The sequence below is a fragment of the Trichocoleus sp. DQ-A3 genome (assembly GCF_039961975.1).
Taxonomy (GTDB): domain Bacteria; phylum Cyanobacteriota; class Cyanobacteriia; order Cyanobacteriales; family FACHB-T130; genus FACHB-T130.
In genome coordinates this window covers 28,894-48,310 of the sequence record NZ_JAMPKC010000021.1, presented here as the reverse complement: position 1 = coordinate 48,310, position 19,417 = coordinate 28,894, and the positions used below count along the sequence as shown (strand labels likewise).

Below are 19,417 nucleotides of genomic sequence, written 5' to 3'. Positions count from 1 at the left end.
CAAAGTTTTGTCCTGGGATTGACCTGTGTACTTTTAGCCCAAGGTATCTATCGTAATCTTGTGAGTACCACTGCAAATAATTTCGTAATCTGCTACCCGCACCCAAGCGCTAAGTTTATTTCCCTCATCTTGATTGGGGCGGATTTTAGGTTCATATAATAACGGCGTTTCCGTACTCAGCTTCAGATCGGCAACGAAACCTATATCTGGTTGGGGTTGAATCAATTCTAATAAGCTAGAAATATTAATATCTTGCCCAATTTCCCATCCCTTTCCTTCAACACCTCCGAGCAGGGGATGGAGAAACAGTTTTATTTTCTTTTCAGTGTCATCTTGAAACTGAGTTGCATCTATCAGGTTTTCGTCCAATACTCTTTGCCATAATTTGATGTTAGCTGTTACTTTAATTGATAAATACCGAGGAACAGTAACATTGAGTTTGGTAGTCAAAGGGCGACGTTCGTCTAGATAGTCTTTAACTTTTTGGATCAGTTCTTGAGAAGGCATTGGTCTATGCTCTCTTTCAATGAGTTCTTGAAAAGAGAGTGTCCTAGGAGATGTAAAATCTGGGATAATGATTGCATTTAATGTACCTGGGCTGCGATCAAGTCCCCCATAGTTCCAAGGGTCGCCAATATTAGCAGCCTTCTTCGGGTCTATCAGACTCTTGGTGAGGTCGTCATAACTGGTAAACTCTCTAGGTGGCAGACACCGGACTTTTTCTACCTCAGTTGAAGCCTCTCTAGCAAGATACTCGTAGTCTTCAACGGTTATGGCACGATAGCGGTTGCGTAGAACTTCAGGAGCACGTCGTTTAGTCTCTTCAATCGCTTCCTCATCTGCTCCTCCTTTGGCATAACCTAAATTCTTGACCTCGGTAATACCAGTAATTGGGGTGCGAATAACAGTGATGTTTTTTGGAGGAACATTACCTTTAACCCCGCCTACTACATAGCGATACTCCGCAGCTCGGATTTCACTTCCTGCTGGAGGAATGCTTCCATGACCATCCGGTGATAGGCTGGGGTGATAGTTACCAAAGTTAATGGTGCCAGCTACCGGATCGAAGCGGAAATACTTGCCTTCCCCTTGGGGAAAATCACCTTGGGGTGTCCAAGTAGTCCAGTCTCCAAAGCTGCCGTTTTCCTGTAGTTCCCGTACCTCAATTTTTAAGTGGTCGTAGGAATTTTGAGCTTTGGGGCGTTTTAAAATGGGTCGATTTTTTAGTTCAAAGAATTGAAAAAGTTTACCGTTGCTGACTCCCAGTACTTCTTTTTTGACAGTCAGAGCATTGGTGGCAGAGACACTGTTGAAGAGAATATGCTCTATACCAAGTTCCACGGCTGGAGCCGCGCTGCGTTCAATTTTAATTCCAATCCAAAACAGCGGTTGGTCTACTACTGTTGTGTCGGTAGCCACACCTGCCCAATTTTTTGGGTTTTGAGCTGCCCAAGTTGCGGGAATGGTCAGAAAGACAGAGCCATTTTTTTGAAATGTATCAGTACCATCATTCTTAGGTGCGATCGCAACCCAATCCGTAGGTTTTGTTCCAGCAGAATATTGCAAGGTGATAGTTAAATCGTTCTTCTTAACAGGTTTAGAAAAATGGTGGAGTAGAGAGATTGCCTCTGTGCTGGCTTTATCAAATCCGAGAGCGATAGTAATCGATTTGCCTTGCTCAATTAATAAAGTTTTACCAGTTAGCGGTGAATCAACAAGGGCAGCGGTAAGACTTTCATACTTATTATCTTTAATTAACAGAGCAGTAGTCAGGTTGATGGGTAAAACCTTGAAGTCTTGGTCTGTTTCAAAAATAACGGCTTCTTCTGTCTCAGTTTGGGGGGTAGCGACTTGGTGCCCCTTGGGAATGGTTAAAGGGCTAGTTCCGGGAACTAAACTATAAGTCAAAAAGGTAGAAGCAGGTATTGCTGGGTCGCGGGTAATTCCCAACAGGTTGAGGAATTCAGTAAAATTTTTATCGGGTACCCGATTGAGGCGATATATCATACCCTCAGCAATCCAGGCAAATAGCTCAATCAGAGCAATTCCTAAATCACTTGGATTATGGTCAGTCCACTCAGGAGTATAACGGGGAATGAGAGCCTTAGCCTGCTCAACGATATCTCGCCAAGTGCGATCATCTAAATTGGGTGGGTCTATTCTACCTCTTGACATAGTTATGTTTTCCTATCGCGCTTCTAAATAGAATGGATACACCAAGTTTTGGGATTCATAAGTCGATTTAATTTTGTAAAAAATCTGAATAACTAAGCAATTTCGTTCATAGTCATTTTTAACACTTACATCCTCAATGATTATCCGAGGTTCCCACGTCGTTAAACCTTCTTCTACATAATACTTTGCTAAGTTGGCAGTAGCTTTATTATTAGGGGCGAAGATAAGGCTTTTTAAATTACAACCAAATTTAGGTCGCATGACTCGCTCATCGTACTGAGTTCCTAAAATTATCCGAATAGAGTCTTTGATTTTCTGTTCCTGTTTTGATTGATTAATTCCACCTCGTGAGTTCACTCCTAGTGGAAAAGAAAAACCTTTGCCTAAAAAGTCAGTATTCATAACTTTAGCTTACATTCACTTGACTAGAATTTAGACTAATATTAGAGCCTCCTTTGATATTGATTCCTTCTAAGGACATTTTAATACTGTTTTCTTCATCAAATTTAAGCACCATTTCCGATGAAGAGAGGTGGATATAATTGGCATTAAACTGAATAGTAATACCATCTTGCGTAAGTTCTATAAAATTATTTTCGCTTAACTTGATTGAATTAGTTCCTTGTGCGAGAGTGACACTTTGTTCTGTTCCTTTTAATTGTAAGGAAAGCTTTTCGGCCGCTGGAGTATCGTCAATTTTTATTGTAGAACCCGTTTTAGTCTGTAAAGTAAGATTTTCCATACCTGGTGTTTCATCAAATAAGATTTTCATTCCTAATTTGGTTTGAATCACCTTCTTTTCATTAAGTCCCTTATTAACTTCTGGTGGTCTAGCTTTGCCATTCCACAAACCGCCAATAATAATAGGTTTATTGATATTACCCTGCTCAAACATCACGGCTACTTCATCACCAATATCGGGTAAAAAATAAGTACCGCTATCTCCGCCTGCCATGAGAGTTGCAATCCGCGCCCAATTGCTTAAGTTGACATCTGAAAGGTGAGGAAAGGATACCTGCACCCTACCCAGTCCCTCTGGGTCAATGTTGTTTTCCACCAGGCCAATCATCACCCCGGGAATTTTTTCTTGTTTATTGGGTGATGGCGTTTCATCAATTTTTTTACGTAAATTTTGTAAAAAATTATTGGGATATTCTTGAGATATTTCAAAGGTGGTTCGATATCCACTTTCATCAATAGTGTGGCTTACCTGGCTGAGAAGGTATTTCCCACTAAAACGTTTTCCAACTCCTCTAATTTCAATCATTTGACCAGGGCGGAGGGTAGGAAGACCAATACAGCTACCAGAACCTTGATATAAACCTTGTAATAACTGCATTAGCACTGATTTGGCTAGTATTGCTGCATCGACATAATTCTCGACCGACTGGTCACGAATGACATTCCTACCCATTTGTACTAGTTGCTCCACAAAACTGCTACCAAGACGTTCGATTAAATCATCTAGGTCCGAACCAAGAGCAACGGCGGGTAATATAGCAACAATTTTTTGGGCCAACTTGTAATCATATCCTCGAATAACTTGAATTCCTGCTTGACCAGCAATTGAGAGGCGGGGACTGAAACTTATTAAGTTTTTCCCCCACTCCAAAACAACCATTTCGGTTTGGGGTCGTGGAAATCGGAAATAAAGCTTATCCCAATGAACATAGACTTTGAAAAAATTGCGGTCAGCTAGTTCTTTTAACAGCGCCCAGTCACTTCCAGTTTGCTGTACAGACTCACGGGGAGGTATAGGAGATGGGTCAACAACCGGAATCAACAGGTTTTCGGCAGCGATTTGAGCAACAATAGCACTATCGTTGAGATATTTGAAGGTAAATCGACTGGGTTTATTGTGGCGCATTCGGTAAGATTTGTCATACCCCGTAATCGTCATTACCGATGCCCCACCACTGGGAAATGAGGTCTGGACTGCCGTAATCTCTCCCCACATTATTGGCTGTAAATTGCCAACATAACCTATGTAAATTTCGACATTTTTACCAACATCAAATAAAGCTGAATCAGTAAAACTTAGGCTAGAATTATTAAGCTGCAATGTAAACATACTAGCTGTGTCTAGACTAAGTTCACAGCTCAAACTGATGACGGCACTACTGACATCAGACTCTAGGGTTAAGCCCTGGATTTTTACGGCAAAATCAGGAACGTAGTAGGGCTGCATTGGCAGATTGTTATATGGTTTTATCGAACAGGTATCTTCTCATTGGCGGTATAACAACTTGACTTCCCGGTATAAGTTTAAGGGGATTATCAATATTATTTAGTTTGGCAATTTCTCGCCAAGCTTCTGGATTGCCTAGGAATTTGCCAGCTAGTTTGCTTACTGTTTCTCCTTCAACAATATTCCGGATTGTGGGAGGTCCAATAAATAAGCCTTTTCTAATTTCTATCTCTACAGGTTGGTATTCTTTGAAGCTAACTGATAAAGTTGCCCTCACAGGTGTGCCATCTTCTCGAAACATTGTGAAGCGCTGTCCTACGCTTTCTAGCACACATTTAAAGTTGAATCCGCCCCAGGAGAATAGGAGGATTGGTGGAGCCTGTTTTGCTGGATTATTATCAAGCAAAGATGTGATTTGCTGGGTTTGGTTTCTCACATCGCGCCTTTTTTCAAAGGTATCAAACAATAGTTCCATTTTTAGGCTGCGAATGTTGCCCCGGACATACTGAATCGGCGGTGTTTTTAAACCAGGAATACCAATCTCAGCAAAGGTGTTTGCTAAATCCAAAGAATACTCTTCCGGATTGAACATCACCGGAATTCGATTTCCTGTTTCTAGATTCGTGATTGTTGCTTTTTCGAGTGCCATTTAACCTCCGCGCTCCCATGTATTTATAATTTTATTATTGATTTTTGGTTCAATATATTCAAAAATCTTTTTCAGATGCTTTTCTGTAAGCTCAAAATCTGAATTTGTCTGGGGTGGCAAACTTACATCTCGTGATTCACCTGCTGTTTTTGGAGCATTCACAACAGTCTGATGTGAGGCACTCATTGGGGCATAACTATTTCTGGCTTGAGGAATAGATGGTTGTTGATAGTTTCTTTGTACTTCCGGAAAAGAAAAGTAGCTAAGAATCTGCTTCTCATTATTTAAGGCTGATTTTTCTTCAATATCATTGCTGGCAATCTGTCTATTATTAGGGTTTTGTGAATAGACAATATGAGTCAGCTCATGACCTAGTAAGGCAATACTATCTGGGTTTTGAGGATTATACTTACCAGTACGGAATAAGATTTTATCATCATAAGTTATGGCATCAGCATTAAAGCTTTTTGCAAAAGTATCTGCTACTGCATTGGCATAAACTTTTACATTGGGAATCCGAATGTTGAGAATTTTATTGAGGAAGTTACTTAATGGAGTGTTGATTGGTGAGTAACTGCTACGTTCAATTTTTTCCTCAAGTTGACCTTGTTCAGAATGAGTTCTGGCTTGGGAGTTTTCTAGAAATTCAGAAGAATCAAGTTTTTTTTGTTGGAAAAAATTAGGGGGCTGTGGAGTTGCATTTTCTAAGGTTGGTACAGCCGTGTTTAACTTCGGTCTAATTAAAGAATATTTAAACTGAATATCCTGAGCGAACTGAAATAATTTATTGATGCCTGTAAGTTTTTTCTTGGTTGTATTAATAGAAGATTGATTATGGCTTTTATTTTTAGCTTCTACCTGTTTATCCTTAGATTCAGTATTAATCATAACCGCGATTTCTTCGCGATGAGAATCCTTGATTAGTTGACCGCTAGAAGGGTCACTATCTTCTTTAAAATTTAATTCGCTAGTGAATTCTTCTTGGTTCAGCCTTGGCAAGTTGGCCAATAAGGGCAACTGCTCAGCATTAAAGTTAGCTGGCTGGAAGAGATATTTCTTTTGAATGTTTTTTGCAAATTGAAGTAAGCGTGGCTTTTGCTGTTCCTGTTGAACGTTAGAAAGGTCAATATCTTGCCACTTCTCACTCAGTCGGGTGAGATTTTCTCGGTTATTTTTCAGGAATTGAGAGCGGAGCCGTTGCGGCTGACGCTGTTGAATGAGGGAAGTTGCAATGTTCTGCAACCTCTCACCCAGGGTGGTAATGTTTTTGCAGATTTGGTCTTCTGAAGCCATCGGTTTTTAGGAATTATTCAATTGTGTTCTTGCTAGAAGCAGTTAACATCAAGATTTCTTGAACCCATTCCTGGCGCTCCTGATGTTCCATATTCATGAGCTGTTCATAGGGCCAATGAAAATGGAAGGCAATGCAGGCTACTTCTCGACGGAGCAAGTTCAGAGGGTAGCCTACGATTCCCCCGCGAGTTCTAACTCCACCTCAAACCCTTGGTTGCAATGGGGACAGGTGACGTTTTGCGCTCGCTTCCCATTTCCATTAATCTGGCTATATAACTCCTGTAAGTAAGTCAGATCAGAAGCAAATAGCCCTTCGATGATTTTGGGATTGATAGCTTCCAAGGAACCCAGTCGGACAATGACGCGGGACAGCAAGATAATCACTAGATAGGCTGGATTAGACTGTACACGCGGGTCTTTGAGCGGTACGACTTCGTCAGCGGCTGTTGCCAGCCGCATCACTCCCTGGCGATGCAAGTCACCTTCTTTATCTACATAGCCTTTAGGTAAGGTAAATTCATATTCGGTTTGAAACATTATCCTTCCTTTTTTCCAAGTGTTGAGTGGAGCATAGCGAGTTGCGATTTGTGATCTGTACCTCCCCCTCTCAACAACCAACAACGGCTAAAAGCGGATAGTTCCTTAAGTTCGCTCAACTCTCTCGCAGCTCACTGTTAGGGAGTCAATGGCTACATCGTTGGCTTTAGCGTCGAGACTTGGAGCATCATACTTACTGGGCCAAGCACTGAAGAAATTCCAGCGTACCTTTTCCTGACCTTTATCGTCGAGTATGACAATGGAGCCATTTTTGCGCTCAACTTCCCCATTGACAGCTGCTAAGTGCCAATTATAAAGTTCGCGAGAATCGGTTATGCCCCACTTGAGTGTGATGTCGGGATAGCTGACTTTTCCTCGCAGTTTGCGTACCGTTGTTGGGTCGCCGCCTTCACGATACTCGACTACTTCTACACTTGAACCAAATCCGCTGCACTCGGAAAACCCCGCTTGCACAATACCATCGATTTCTACCAGGAATCGATAGTTTCTATACGGATCGACTCTTGCCATTTCCCTTTCTCCTTAGCGTTGAATTTATCTGGTGGCAGTGCAGGGTTGCAATGCAGTTTGATTGCCAACATTAGGTTAGACAATGCGTGAATTTAGATTGTGAAAATTTTGAATGGCTTAGCTGCCAGTGGTTTGCTCGATACGGAAGATGACAAACTCAGCGGGTTTGATTATCGCTACGCCAATCAGGGTGACTACTTGCCCTAACTCTCGGACTTCTGGCGGGTTTGTCTCAGCGTCGCATTTGACGAAGAATGCCTGCTTGGGAGTTTCGCCAAATAATGCGCCATCGCGCCATTGATTGAGCAGAAAGTCACCCACTGACCGTTTAATGCGTTCCCACAGTGCTGGAGTATTGGGTTCAAAGACTACAAACTGCGTTCCCTCGTCGATAGATTCGCGGAGGAAGTTAAAGTATCGTCTGGTGCTGATGTACTTAAACTCGCCGTTGTCATCACCACCTAAAGTTCGCGCTCCCCAGATTTTGATGTTACCGTCGAAGGCGCGAATAATATTAATTCCTTTTGGATTTAATCCATCTTGGTCATTCTTGCCTAACTTGAGTTCTAGGTCAACAGCACCGCGAATCACTTCGTTAGCAGGGGCTTTGTAAACGCCCCTTTCCCCATCTACTCGTGCATATACACCAGCAATATGTCCGCTGGGGGGGTGCGCGATGTTTCCCTGAGAAACAGGGTCGAACACCTTAATCCAAGGAAAGTAGAGTGCAGCATAGTTGCTGTTCCTGGTCGAGTTGGTAATGGCATTCGTTGTTACTGATTCTAGTGTTTGTGTACCATCAAGGACAGCAACGCGGTCTTTCATTTTCTCGCAGTGGTCGATAATCGCTTCCTGCTGAGTTTTTGAAGTCGCTCCAGGGACGGCTACAATGGTAATTTCATCAATCGCCTCGAACTTTTGTAATTCCTGAGATGGGTCGTTCAGTTCGGCGGCAGTTGCCACCCGCAGCACCCAGCATCGAGTACCGCCATTGTTGAAGAACCCATAAACTGCATGGGCGAGTATCTTGTTGTCTGCGTGAATATCGCCAAACTTGGTTTTGAATTGTTCCCAACTGGTAATCAGTTGGGGAAGATTTGTTGGGGCAACAGTGTACAGAATCGGAATTGGATTTCCCTTTTCGTCTCGTTGGATTTCGTTTTTGTCGTCCTTTTGAAACTGCCCCGGTATAGGTGGCATCGCAACCGAGTCGGCAACTACGCCAATAAAACCGGCTGTACTCGTTCCTACTCCTGCAATGGGTCGCGCTTTTGGTGGTACTTCTTCAACGTAAACACCAGGGGATAAATACTGCGGCATTCTTTTTCTCCTTTACACGATACGCATTATTTCTCTGAGTAAGCTTTGAATTTTTTAGCTAATTTTAATTCTGTTGTTGTAAGCAACGGATTCCTATAAATGGTTAGCTTTAGCGTCTAGTTAGGTCAGAGAATCTTCCTTAAAAGATTCGGTAAAAATTTAAGGGGTTTGGGTCAGCTTGAAATCAGCAGTTGTTTCCTGTCCAGCCTTTAGGGTGATTTTTTGAGTTTCTGGCTGGAAACCCTTGGCTGAAACTTGGACATTGGGTTTTCCGGCTTGGATGCCCGATAATGTATATCGACCCTCTTTATCTGTTAAAGTTTTGGTTTCGCTGCCACTCAACTGAACAATTGCCTTGGCGATTGGCTGGTTGTTATCACTGCGTTTGAGTTGTCCAACCAGTCTAGTTGGTGGTAGTTTTACCTGAGCTTTTGGGTCAAAAATCAGTCTACTATCCTTGTCGTTTTCCACGACAATTTCTGGAATTTTAGTAGTACCGTAGCGACTCCCTAACTTGGGAACCGAAACTTTTAAGTTGTACTTTCCCGCTGGTAGGTCTATGAAATAGAATGAGCCATCTTCACGGGTTAGGGTATGCAGATTTTGTCCCTCTATTTCAACAACAGCGCCCTGAATAGCAAGAGGTGTAATTTCATCAGTCACAGTTCCTGCGATCGCAACTCGGTGACGAATTTGTTCAGGTTCTACACTCAACATAGTTATCCCCAAGATGCGTCAGAAAAACTGAGTTTGTAGTTATTTATATAGCCTATTTTAACAATTGGGTGTAATTTTACAAAAACTTAATAATAGCTATTTACTAGGAGAGATGCAGAAAAAATAAAATTGTTTGACTTAATTTTTCTAGGGAAAAATTAACAAAATGTCATTTCTAGAGGTAGTGATACTTTTGATATTGCAAGAATATGTAAATTTTATTAATAAGAGTTGACCTTAATAAATTGCAACAAAATGTTGTTTCTGGGGGGCATCGCAACCCAATGGCAAATTTCTTCCATTCCTGGAAAACGAGCGGTCGCCAACTGAAAAATAATTAATTCTGACGGGTGATTGCACTCCACCCGAACCCTACGACAAGCGATCATTCTCATCAATTGCAACAAAACGTTGTTTCTGGGGAGCGATCACACCTCTGTTCTGATTTCCCTCAGCAAGCGACCGCGTTTCGTTACTGGTTGGCTAGAATCCGCTCCCAAAGCGACTTTTTCGTTGGAGTATCGCATCTCTCATTTCACCATCCCACTAATATGCTTACGGACTCTAGGAAGTACGAAAAATGTTTTCTATCAGGTTTTTCGTTTGCCCTATCTCTATTTTTCCATCGCTGTAATAACTTAATGCTATGGCAACACCGTCGTACACTCTGGCTGGCCACGCATAAGGATGCAACTTGACTGTCTCTGCTAGTAGCGCAGCACCGTCGGGTTTCCCGGCAACGATCTGTTCCAGTGTCTCCACCGCTAATCCTCCTCCAGGTAGGATTGAAAATAGCCCCTTAGCTTTGTCCAATGGTGTATAGATTTTACCAACAGGCCATGCGTGCGTTTCCGATGGTGCGTTCACTGGTGATGGTCCTGGTGGTGGGCTTGACGATGTCGGTGCAGATAATTCGTTTACTGATGGCCCTGGTGGTGGGCTTGACGGTGTCGGTGCAGATAATTCGTTTACTGATGGCCCTGGTGGTGGGCTTGACGGTGCCGGTTCGATTGTCTGCATCCCACCATACTTTTTGTACAAGGCGTATGCCGTTAATATGGTAATTCCGGCTGCCAGAAATTTCCATTTATGTCTCCAGAACCATTCCCCCCATGTCTCCTCTGACATTACCGGTGGTTCATCATCGTCTAACAATATAGACAATTCCTCATCACTCAACGCCGGTGGTTCATCATCATCCTGCATCTGGACAACATCATAGGCAGATGAGGTTTCGGCGGCGAAGTTTTGCGGTAACTGCTGTGGTCGTAAATACCTTTGCTGGCCGATGGTAAATGCTTTCGCACCCATCACGTCTGCCTCTTCCTCCAACCCCTGAGCATCATTAACCTGTACCCTCTTCATCTGCATCGTCGGCTTCACCCTTCCCTGCATCTGCTGGACAACGTGCCATGCTTCATGGGGTAAATGTTCCTCTTGACCAGGTGCGACATGAATCTGCGGACCTTGGGTGTAAGCTAACGCCTGTAACTGGCCGGGTTTGTCAGAATTGTAGTGGACTTTCACATCATCCATAGATATGCTGGAAAGACTTTCAATCCCGGCTTTCAGGTTATCCGGCAATCCAGTTCTGTTCTCCTGATGCGCCTCAGATACACCGATGCTCTCACCAACTGCCTTCGTTTCCGCCCGCCGCGCCATTTGCACCACCTGATTCACATAACGATTCCCATACTGCCGTTGCAACTGAAACACCAACTGCTGATTAGAAGATTTCCCAGCAACAGGAGAACGATTCAGCATAGCCGCATGACTACTAACAGACGGAACACCACCCATCCCAGAAACCCCCACCAAAGGGTCATGCTGCGACGAAAACATTCCCCCAGTCTCAACCCTCTCCAGATGCATCTCCCCAGTCTCTTGCAACTGACGAGAATTACTCTTTGCCGCCCCTTCCTGCTTCGACTCCCGCATATTTCCCCCTTATTTTTGCTGCAACTGAATAATTTTTTCCGTCACCAAACCCACTTCAACCGGCGCAGGTTCAACCGCCACCGTCACTCGATAACTAATCCCCGCCTTCAATCGCCATTCATTCGCCCCCCAGAAATCCCAACTATTCGGCGTATTATTAGGGTATGCCACCACCGCCCGTAACGGCAGTGACTGATTTGTCATCTCCCCCTTTAGGACTTCCTCCGGCAGAGTCGGATAACTCACCAACGTTTTCATAACATTACCCAACAGCCGATGCTCATCCGCCACCGCCTTCGCCCATACCGTAATCAGGTAGGTTAAATCCATGCGAATCGACGCTGGAGTTTCCATCCCCGTTGCCCCATTGCGCGACAGATACCGTTCGTTATCTCGCAACTCCAGATTCTCCCGGATGTCGTAGAGAAAACAATTAATCGTCGGCTTTGGCAGCTTACTTTCCCACTCTTGGTTCGGTCTGTCAAATTGGATATCAATCACCATGCTATCAATCGGTACCTTTTGAATCAGCAACTCTTTGAGCGATTCATCCATATCTTGGATCATCGAAATCCGCTCCCTAAATGGTGTTCTTTCGCCTGCACTCAAAGTAGTGAGCCAGTTGGAATCATTAGACTTTGGGATTAACGATTTACGTTAGGACTAACGCACCAGAGATTCCCCCAACCCCTTAAAAAGAGGACTTTCATGTTTCCCCATCAAATTTAGATCCCCCTAAATCTCCTCACTAAAGATCCGGCTTTAAAAGGGGGACTTTGAGAAAATTCTCCCCCTTGAAAAGGGGGCTGGGGGGATAGAGGTTTCAGACTTCAAACCCGTAAGTTCTATACTTTCTAAAATCCAGCCCGAAAAAAATTACGCGACAGCACTCCTTGACCCAATAGAGGATTCGTCGCTTTGCTCCCCTGATAACCCTAAGCTAGGAGCAATCTTTTTTATATACTAGAAAAACACGAAATTGTCAAATTTACGCTAAAATCTCCTCAAATCTACCTAAACGGTTTTAGGGGTAACGAAACCCAACACTAACAACGATTCGTTAGCTTTCCCTATGGCCTAACCCAATACAATGGCTAAATCTCTATTAAAAAATTGAAAAGAGGGTTCACCCAAATGGGTAAAAGCGTGGCAGTTGAGGGCGATGTGCAGGCAACACCAGGGACAACGCCATTTCCCCCCGCCGATAAAGGTTCATGGACAGCCGGAAAAGTTACTGTTTACCCCTATGAAAAGCTGAAAGTAGGCGAGAAAAAGGTAATTTACAAAGCTCAGTGTACTTTCACCTTTACTGGAACCCAAACCATACCGGGAACACCCCCCTCGCAAAAGGACGTTTCGGGTACGGAAACCGTCACCCTAGAAGCCAAATTAACAAAACTACAGGGCGCTCAGTCCAAAGTCCTAGTTAACGGCGATAATGCACAGGGCACCTACGGCAACCAACTAAAGGTGACAGCTACCAACAAACTGTTCACCGTATAACCCGCCTAACTTCCGCTCAAAAGCAATTATTTCAAATTACAAACTCCTTATCACTCACCAACCGCCCCATCTTCTGAAACTCGCGCTTCGACGCCTGTAGCAACTGCTTCATCCCCACACTCTGCCCATTTTCTGCCGCTAAAAAAGCAGCCGCTAGGGCGATATTGCGAATATTTCCCCCAGCCAACTTAAACTGCCGCGCCAATAGCAGCAAATCCACATCCGCACCCAGAGGCGTCTGTTTCGGCCAAATCCCCTGCCAGATTTGCAAACGGGACTCCTCCTCCGGAAACGGAAACTCAACGATAAACCGAATCCGCCTAGTAAAAGCATCATCCAGATTCTGGCGTAAATTACTCGTCAGAATCGAAATACCTTCATACTCTTCCATTTTCTGAAGCAAATAGGCAATTTCTAAGTTAGCGTAGCGGTCATGAGAATCCTTGACCTCAGAACGCTTGCCAAATAAAGCATCCGCTTCATCAAAAAACAGAATAGCATTGGCACTTTCCGCCGCCGTAAAAATCCGGTTGAGGTTCTTCTCGGTCTCGCCAATATACTTGCTGACGACTTGCGACAAATCAATTTTATACAAGTCAAGTTGCAACTCGTGAGCCATTATCTCCGCTGCCATCGTTTTTCCCGTCCCAGGTGGCCCGGAAAACAACACATTCAGCCCTTTCCCTACCGACAGCTTGCCCTCAAAGCCCCACTGCCCATAAACAATATGCCGATACTTGGCTTGATTGCAGATTTCTTGCAACTGCCTCTGTTGATCGGCAGGCAATACAATATCATCCATACTGTACTTCGGCTCTATCTTACGTGCCAGTGTTGCCAAGTCATGACCCGATTGAGTACGGGCAGCTGCGTACAAATCAACCGATTTTAGAGTTTGGCTCTCAAATTCAGTGATCTCCCCCTCTCCCCCCCGCGCCGCCGCTTGCCATCGGGCTGTGTTGCAAGCAATCGTAACGGCATCGGCAATCTGGTCAGGTGTCAGGCGGAAGCGGTCTACCAAAGCATCCAATTCCACTTCATTGAGGCGGATACCCACTGCTGTGAGATGGGCTTCCCAGCAACGACGACGCTGGGCAAAATCAGGAAGGGTAAAGGGTACAGTGATGATTCCCCTTGCCCCCGCCCACGGTTGCACCCCTGATAAAATAGTTATTCCTCTGTTTTCTGCTACTGCGGCTAACAGACACTGGTAGGAAATAGCTTGGTCGTTACTTTGCACAACATCCAGCCCATCCAGATAAAGTAAGGCATTCTGAAACCAAGCTTCGCGGAACAGTCGTTTCAGCGTTGACTCGAAATCGACTTTAGCCTCCACTATCCGAGCTAAGTCTACCGCCAGTAAAGGAACTTTAACTTCTGCTGCCAACGCTTCAGCCGTGCGACGTTTGCTTATGCGATCGCTCCCCTGAAAATACAGCCGCAACGGTTGACAACGTTGCCAATCTTGCACAACCAGCACCGACAGTGCCTGCTTGATTTCTGGATTGATGTGCAACTCCTTCAGGGAAACAGTCGGCTGCACCAGTTGACAAAAGGATACCAGTCGTGTGTCCAATCCTTTCTGTCCCAAGAGCAGGCGGATAACCTGCTCATCCAATTGCAGATACTGAGCCAATAACGTTGACTTCACTCGATCGCGCTCGCCGACTAAGTGCAGCAACCCGTGGCGCAGCAGTGGGGCATCAGGAGCAAAGCGATCGCGCCGCATAAGTTTGGCTGCCGCCGAAGGACAAAGCAGATTCAGAGCTAAATCCACAGTGGGTTGCTTGCAGGTAACATCGTCTTGAAGGTAAGCGTAAAGTCGCTCATAGCGGCGGTCTATTTCCGGGGCGAGTGCGATCGCCACCACATCTAAATCGAAATCAGACAAACCGAAAGTCTGCTGAAACCAAGCTAAGCGTACTCCTCTGCTAGGTGGATAAGAAAAGGAGTTATCCGCTGAGCGTTGAGTGTCATTGTCCCCATCCCCTTTATCTCCATCCCTTTGGAATAAGGGGACACCCGGTTCGCGAGCTAGTAACTGTTCTACGTCTTGCTGACTGATGTGAAGTCCACGATAGGGGTCAGTTGCAGCTTCTGACCCATAAGCCGTTTGGGCAGCAACGACGGCTCCTTCTAAGAGTCGATCTAATCGTTGCAATAATGACCGTAGCTCATCAAGGACGAGATTCGTAGCACTCAGCTCTGTCACGTCAGCGATCACTTCTTCTGAGTTAGTCATTGTTTATCTGCCTTTTCAGATTTTTAGCTATCCGAAAATCTAGATATTAGAGTATCTGGATTTTCGCCCTGCTGGATTTCTACCCAAAAAACCAGCAAATCCTGTACCAGTTCCGAGAAATCTTGCTTGTCCCCAAGCTCTTCCCTATCCAACAACAGTTGTTTAACCTGAAGGTGGGTCTTCTCTCTTCACTTTCCCGACTAGCGATCGCATTCTTGGCAGAGGTTCAGGAGTCCTGCTCGATCAAACCAGAACCTTCGCTTGGAGTAGAGGGAGGATTTTCCTTCAAGTCGTCATACATACATTTCTCAACTGGCGATCGCACTGGTGTCCGCTCCGTCTCTACATCGTCATAAACTCTTTTCCCGACTTGTAACCATCCCACCTGCGACTTTTCCATGAGGTCTATTGCTTCAAAGGCATAAGTCATCGCGCTCTGCGCGCAGATCGCATCTTGTAAGCTTCGCTTCTACCTTGCAGCGCTGAAGAAGAAAGGAGCGCGATCACACCCTTCGAGAGCAGCCGGATCAGTCTTGAAAAGATAGACCGCGATCGCTACCAGCTCAATTTTCGCAATTTTTTTATAGTGTGTGCCGTGCATCCTACGCAACTAGACAGCGATCGCTATCTCAACTGCCGACCCTCCGGACGGGTGAAGCTAGAATTCGGAGCGCCGAATTCTTAAGGGCGATCGCTGTCAAGATTTCTAACTCCTTGCTGAATCGGAAGAACTGTGGACACCAGAGGGAACAAACTATTACTTACAAATTCAGCGTCACGGATTTTACTTGATAACGGTGATAACCGCGCAGGCATAAGCAAAAATCATCGATTGCGCCCGAAACGCTGATTCTCTCGTGAGGCGGATGGAGCGGGATTGATAAGCTCGGTTGAATCCGGCAATCCAAAATCTTTCAACCAACGCTAGCGCTATACTTTTGGGCATCTATTCCACGAAACCGGAATTTCGTGTAATCTAGGGATTAACGACAAGATACCACTATGAAGGTCAGCGGCAACGGGCAAGGGAAAATCCTTACCTCAGATGAATTGAGGCGGTTGTTTAGTGATGGATTTAAGTCGCCACGCGATCGCGCTTTGTTTGCCATCTGTTTGTTTACTGGCTGTCGGGTATCGGAAGCTTTGGCGCTCCAGACCACGGACATTAAAAGTGGAACATTGACTTTCCGGAAGTCTACCACGAAGGGTAAGTTAAAAACCCGCGTTGTAGACATTCAACCTGCACTGGCTCAATTTCTAGCAGAGTATCCACTTCTCAATCCAGGGGTGCTGTTCCCTTCTGGAGTCAGGGGCAAGGAACACCTAACTCGATTCATGGCTGATAAGCTCTTGAAGGATGCCTGCAAGCGCATTGGAGTAGAAGGAGTCAGTACCCATAGCTTCCGGCGAACTGCCCTAACCCAAATGCACAATGCTGGGATACCGCTCAGGCACATTCAAGAGATATCCGGACACAACGATTTAGGTACTTTACAGCGGTATCTAGAAGTATCGCCAGAACAGAAGCGCAAGGCTGTATCGATGATTGGTTGGTAGGATGCTCAGGACAAGTATCGGATCGAAAAACACATCATTCTTACTGCACCCTCAATTCAGGTATTAGACCTGACGCGACAACGACGACAATTGGTAGCCGCAAATGGCAGTTCGCCCATTCGAGGAGATGATGTCCTGGTTGTCGGCAATCCCATCATGCCCAAGGTGTGGAATCCTGCCAAAGGCATAGAAGAGCAGTTGTCCAGTCTGCCTGGTGCAGAGGAGGAAGCAGCAACAGTTGCCAAGGGGTTTGCCATCAAAGCCGCTACTGTGGGAGCAAGCGAGCCAGCCGTTGTCGAACGAATGCCACAAGCTCGGATTATCCATCTAGCAACACATGGACTATTGGAGTATGGCACTCCGCAAGCTTCAGGGGTGCGAGATTTTCCAGGAGCGATCGCTTTACCTCCCTTAGCTAAAGATAATGGACTACTGACTTCGGCTGAGATTCTCAAAATGAAGTTGAAGGCAGAACTAGTGGTGTTGAGTGCTTGCGACACGGGACGGGGCAGAATTACTAGAGACGGAGTGATTGGATTGTCGCGATCGCTCATCATGGCTGGAGTTCCCAGCGTAATCGTTTCCCTATGATCAGTTCCCGATGCGCCTACTGCTGAATTGATGAGCGAGTTTTACCGTCAGTGGCAGCAGAATCCAGACAAAGTCAAGGCATTACGGCAGGCGATGCTGATTACCATGCAAACTCATCCCAATCCGCGAGAATGGGCTGCTTTTACTCTAATTGGTGAAGCGGAGTGAGGGAGATAAGGTAGGAAAAACCCCTACACCCCACACCCAAACACCAAAGCTCAAAAAAATCTATTTTCAAGCCAGCTCTCCATAAGCTGTTCGCGCACAACGAAAGCATGATAAACCTCTCTCCCCTGACCCCTAACTCTAACCCCTATTTTCCAGCCAGCTGATTGCATAAGTTCGCTCCCGCCATAAATAGGTGTAGATGACAGGGAAATTCACCTGTTGTTAAAGGCGAACTAAAAGGGGGTAAAACCATTGCAGGCAACATTGGCAATCCAGTTCATCCAAAATAGGTGAGACAAGTATGGGTGCTGCATGGAAATACTGGTGTCTAGTGAGAATTGACTCGGCTCGAGGACGCAAAGTAGAAGAAATTCCTGCTGCCAAAGCGTTCTTCCAACAACAGTTCCCCTCCCTCGTTGGTATGGCAGAAGTGCCGGATGCTCAAGTTCAGCATCGTCTCCTGCAACTAATGCCAACAGAAGCAATCTCTGAGAATGCTACCCTTGGGCAAATCGCAGAGTGCTGTTTGCGTTGCTTTATTTCTCATCAAATTGATTGGGTATGTGCAGATTTGGAGGAACGATTTGGCGAAAAAGGCGGTTTTACGCACTTTGAGCTGTTGCCCTTGGTTCTGGATGATGTCGATATTCTCGAGCCTAAGCGAAATTCCCAAAGTCAATCTTCCAGCTATCAGTCACTCGCTACTCATATCTTACAAACCTTTGCTCCACACCAAAGCCAGCTTAGTACTTGGACAAAACGTTTGGTCATCTCTCGACTCAATGCATTCTTGCTAGAGTGTGGGGTTTATTTAGCTAGCGATTGGTCGATTTTAAATGGCATAACGACTGGGCGATTGCAACGGTTACTCGTCGAGCTTTACGCACTCACGCCCTTAGAAATTGAGCGATCGCGCCAACTACTAGAAAGCTATCATGCCGTTTACCGCCAAGACCATCTCCAACAGCGACAACCCGGATCTCGTCGCCGATGCGAATCGCCAACACTAGAGCAATTGAACCGCATGGTGGAATACCTGCATGCCTTGGGAATGCATAGATACTCTCAAGAGCAGGTCATGCACGAACTACAAATTTTAGCCGATTGCATCCGAGGAAGCCGCCCCCCAAAACTCATGGCTTGCTTAGTATTCTCTAGGAGATTACACCAAAGCCATTGAGTACCAAAGGCTTAAGCAGATGGTGATTTGAGTGCCTTGCGAAACTCTTGAGCTGCCTCCAACCGAGAAGTCTGAGCCATCAACACGCAGCAGGTGAGTAGGTCAATGCTGAGGGTTGCCAGTTCTGGAATTTCGCTCTGAGTGATTTTATCGTAATGGTCAACCCGTAGGCGATAGAGACTAAATAGACCGTCTTGCCAAAACCATACTTCAGGCACTCCTAATGCCTGATACCGTTGGAGCTTGTTAGGACCGCCACTGGTAAACACGACTTCGATGACAAGATCGGGGATGGGCTTGGATGCTCCAAAACAGTAGGATTCATCGGCTTGGGCAGAGGCTTCTCCTTCTCGCTCTTGGGTCATCGAACCCGTGGGTTCAAATTCAATGGCGTTTTCCAGGCAAAATAACCCAATCAAAAAGCCGATGAGCCGACTAAAAACTTCGTGTTCGCGTCCGGGCATGAGAATTTCAATAGTGCTGTCATAGTAAGCCAGCCGAATGCCTGGAGAGTCAGCAAAACCTGCCTGAATCAGCTTGAACTGTTGCCAGGTAATGTCGGAACAGATAAAGCGTTGGTCGGTGGAAGGCCCAGTGAGAAGGGGAGCTTGCGTCATAGTAAGCTAATCGGCATTCAAGTTGCAGGGTGAAAGGCTGGGAGGGAAGATGATGCAATGACCTTGATCGCCATCTTTCTAATCTGCCTTACATTTGGTATCTCCAGTATAGGTTGCGATTATTTTAAAGGAGAGGTTTTGGCGATCGCTAGAGAAATCGATAATCGCTGGGGCTTGAGTGAGAGGCTACGCTGTCTCTCTTGCATAAGTG

At 45.3% G+C, this 19,417-nt stretch carries 19 protein-coding genes and 1 pseudogene; 4 read left to right on the top strand and 16 right to left on the bottom strand.

What is annotated here, in order from left to right:
* Positions 1–33 precede the first annotated feature (33 nt).
* The 12 genes from NDI44_RS22530 to NDI44_RS22475 all read right to left on the bottom strand — a co-directional run bounded on the left by NDI44_RS22530 (position 34) and on the right by NDI44_RS22475 (position 11,915).
* Complete coding sequence (locus NDI44_RS22530) at positions 34–2,175, bottom strand: putative baseplate assembly protein (protein WP_190416374.1); 2,142 nt, start codon at positions 2,173–2,175, stop codon at positions 34–36.
* A gap of 12 nt (positions 2,176–2,187) precedes the next feature.
* A complete protein-coding gene (locus NDI44_RS22525) occupies positions 2,188–2,577 on the bottom strand; it encodes a GPW/gp25 family protein (protein WP_190416373.1) in 390 nt (129 codons plus the stop codon).
* A 4-nt stretch (positions 2,578–2,581) separates the two neighbouring features.
* Complete coding sequence (locus NDI44_RS22520; RefSeq protein ID WP_190416372.1) at positions 2,582–4,363, bottom strand: phage baseplate assembly protein V; 1,782 nt, start codon at positions 4,361–4,363, stop codon at positions 2,582–2,584.
* A gap of 10 nt (positions 4,364–4,373) precedes the next feature.
* Positions 4,374–5,012 (bottom strand): LysM peptidoglycan-binding domain-containing protein, encoded by a 639-nt coding sequence (locus tag NDI44_RS22515; protein ID WP_190416371.1) that lies wholly within the window; start codon positions 5,010–5,012, stop codon positions 4,374–4,376.
* Positions 5,013–6,305: a DUF4157 domain-containing protein gene (locus NDI44_RS22510; RefSeq protein WP_190416370.1), complete on the bottom strand. Its 1,293-nt coding sequence runs from the start codon at positions 6,303–6,305 to the stop codon at positions 5,013–5,015.
* Positions 6,306–6,318: 13 nt separating this feature from the next.
* The gene (locus NDI44_RS22505; RefSeq protein WP_339380902.1) at positions 6,319–6,462 is read right to left on the bottom strand and encodes a DUF6760 family protein; all 144 of its coding nucleotides are present in this window, start codon (positions 6,460–6,462) and stop codon (positions 6,319–6,321) included.
* A gap of 14 nt (positions 6,463–6,476) precedes the next feature.
* Positions 6,477–6,842 carry a phage tail assembly protein gene (locus NDI44_RS22500; RefSeq protein WP_190416369.1) on the bottom strand — a complete coding sequence of 122 codons (366 nt, stop codon included), beginning with the start codon at positions 6,840–6,842 and terminating at the stop codon, positions 6,477–6,479.
* A gap of 105 nt (positions 6,843–6,947) precedes the next feature.
* The gene (locus NDI44_RS22495; RefSeq protein WP_190416368.1) at positions 6,948–7,373 is read right to left on the bottom strand and encodes a phage tail protein; all 426 of its coding nucleotides are present in this window, start codon (positions 7,371–7,373) and stop codon (positions 6,948–6,950) included.
* 117 nt (positions 7,374–7,490) lie between these two features.
* Positions 7,491–8,693: a phage tail sheath subtilisin-like domain-containing protein gene (locus tag NDI44_RS22490; RefSeq protein WP_190416367.1), complete on the bottom strand. Its 1,203-nt coding sequence runs from the start codon at positions 8,691–8,693 to the stop codon at positions 7,491–7,493.
* Positions 8,694–8,852: 159 nt separating this feature from the next.
* Positions 8,853–9,410: a carboxypeptidase-like regulatory domain-containing protein gene (locus NDI44_RS22485; RefSeq protein WP_190416366.1), complete on the bottom strand. Its 558-nt coding sequence runs from the start codon at positions 9,408–9,410 to the stop codon at positions 8,853–8,855.
* Positions 9,411–9,974: 564 nt separating this feature from the next.
* The gene (locus NDI44_RS22480) at positions 9,975–11,348 is read right to left on the bottom strand and encodes a DUF4157 domain-containing protein (RefSeq protein WP_199305087.1); all 1,374 of its coding nucleotides are present in this window, start codon (positions 11,346–11,348) and stop codon (positions 9,975–9,977) included.
* Positions 11,349–11,357: 9 nt separating this feature from the next.
* Positions 11,358–11,915, bottom strand: a complete 558-nt coding sequence (locus NDI44_RS22475) for a DUF4255 domain-containing protein (protein WP_190416365.1) — start codon at positions 11,913–11,915, stop codon at positions 11,358–11,360.
* Between the two features lie 567 nt (positions 11,916–12,482).
* Between NDI44_RS22475 and NDI44_RS22470 the strand changes: the two genes are divergently transcribed.
* Complete coding sequence (locus NDI44_RS22470; RefSeq protein ID WP_190416364.1) at positions 12,483–12,851, top strand: hypothetical protein; 369 nt, start codon at positions 12,483–12,485, stop codon at positions 12,849–12,851.
* 31 nt (positions 12,852–12,882) lie between these two features.
* Here the strand turns inward: NDI44_RS22470 and NDI44_RS22465 are convergent, their stop codons facing one another.
* From NDI44_RS22465 to NDI44_RS22455, 3 genes are all read right to left on the bottom strand, one after another.
* Positions 12,883–15,093 (bottom strand): ATP-binding protein, encoded by a 2,211-nt coding sequence (locus tag NDI44_RS22465; RefSeq protein WP_190416363.1) that lies wholly within the window; start codon positions 15,091–15,093, stop codon positions 12,883–12,885.
* A 226-nt stretch (positions 15,094–15,319) separates the two neighbouring features.
* On the bottom strand, positions 15,320–15,523 hold the full coding sequence (locus tag NDI44_RS22460) for a hypothetical protein (RefSeq protein ID WP_190416362.1): 204 nt from the start codon (positions 15,521–15,523) through the stop codon (positions 15,320–15,322).
* A 354-nt stretch (positions 15,524–15,877) separates the two neighbouring features.
* Positions 15,878–16,039 (bottom strand): hypothetical protein, encoded by a 162-nt coding sequence (locus NDI44_RS22455; RefSeq protein ID WP_190416361.1) that lies wholly within the window; start codon positions 16,037–16,039, stop codon positions 15,878–15,880.
* Between the two features lie 56 nt (positions 16,040–16,095).
* Here NDI44_RS22455 and NDI44_RS22450 point away from each other — a divergent pair, with 56 nt between their 5' ends.
* The 3 genes and pseudogenes from NDI44_RS22450 to NDI44_RS22440 all read left to right on the top strand — a co-directional run bounded on the left by NDI44_RS22450 (position 16,096) and on the right by NDI44_RS22440 (position 18,589).
* Complete coding sequence (locus NDI44_RS22450; protein ID WP_190416360.1) at positions 16,096–16,650, top strand: site-specific integrase; 555 nt, start codon at positions 16,096–16,098, stop codon at positions 16,648–16,650.
* Positions 16,651–16,665: 15 nt separating this feature from the next.
* Positions 16,666–17,409: pseudogene (locus tag NDI44_RS22445) on the top strand (CHAT domain-containing protein); the annotation flags it as partial.
* 301 nt (positions 17,410–17,710) lie between these two features.
* Positions 17,711–18,589 (top strand): hypothetical protein, encoded by an 879-nt coding sequence (locus NDI44_RS22440; protein WP_190416359.1) that lies wholly within the window; start codon positions 17,711–17,713, stop codon positions 18,587–18,589.
* Positions 18,590–18,600: 11 nt separating this feature from the next.
* On the opposite strand, the gene NDI44_RS22435 is transcribed toward NDI44_RS22440, so the two are convergent.
* The gene (locus tag NDI44_RS22435) at positions 18,601–19,206 is read right to left on the bottom strand and encodes a Uma2 family endonuclease (RefSeq protein WP_190416358.1); all 606 of its coding nucleotides are present in this window, start codon (positions 19,204–19,206) and stop codon (positions 18,601–18,603) included.
* Between the last annotated feature and the right edge of the window lie 211 nt (positions 19,207–19,417).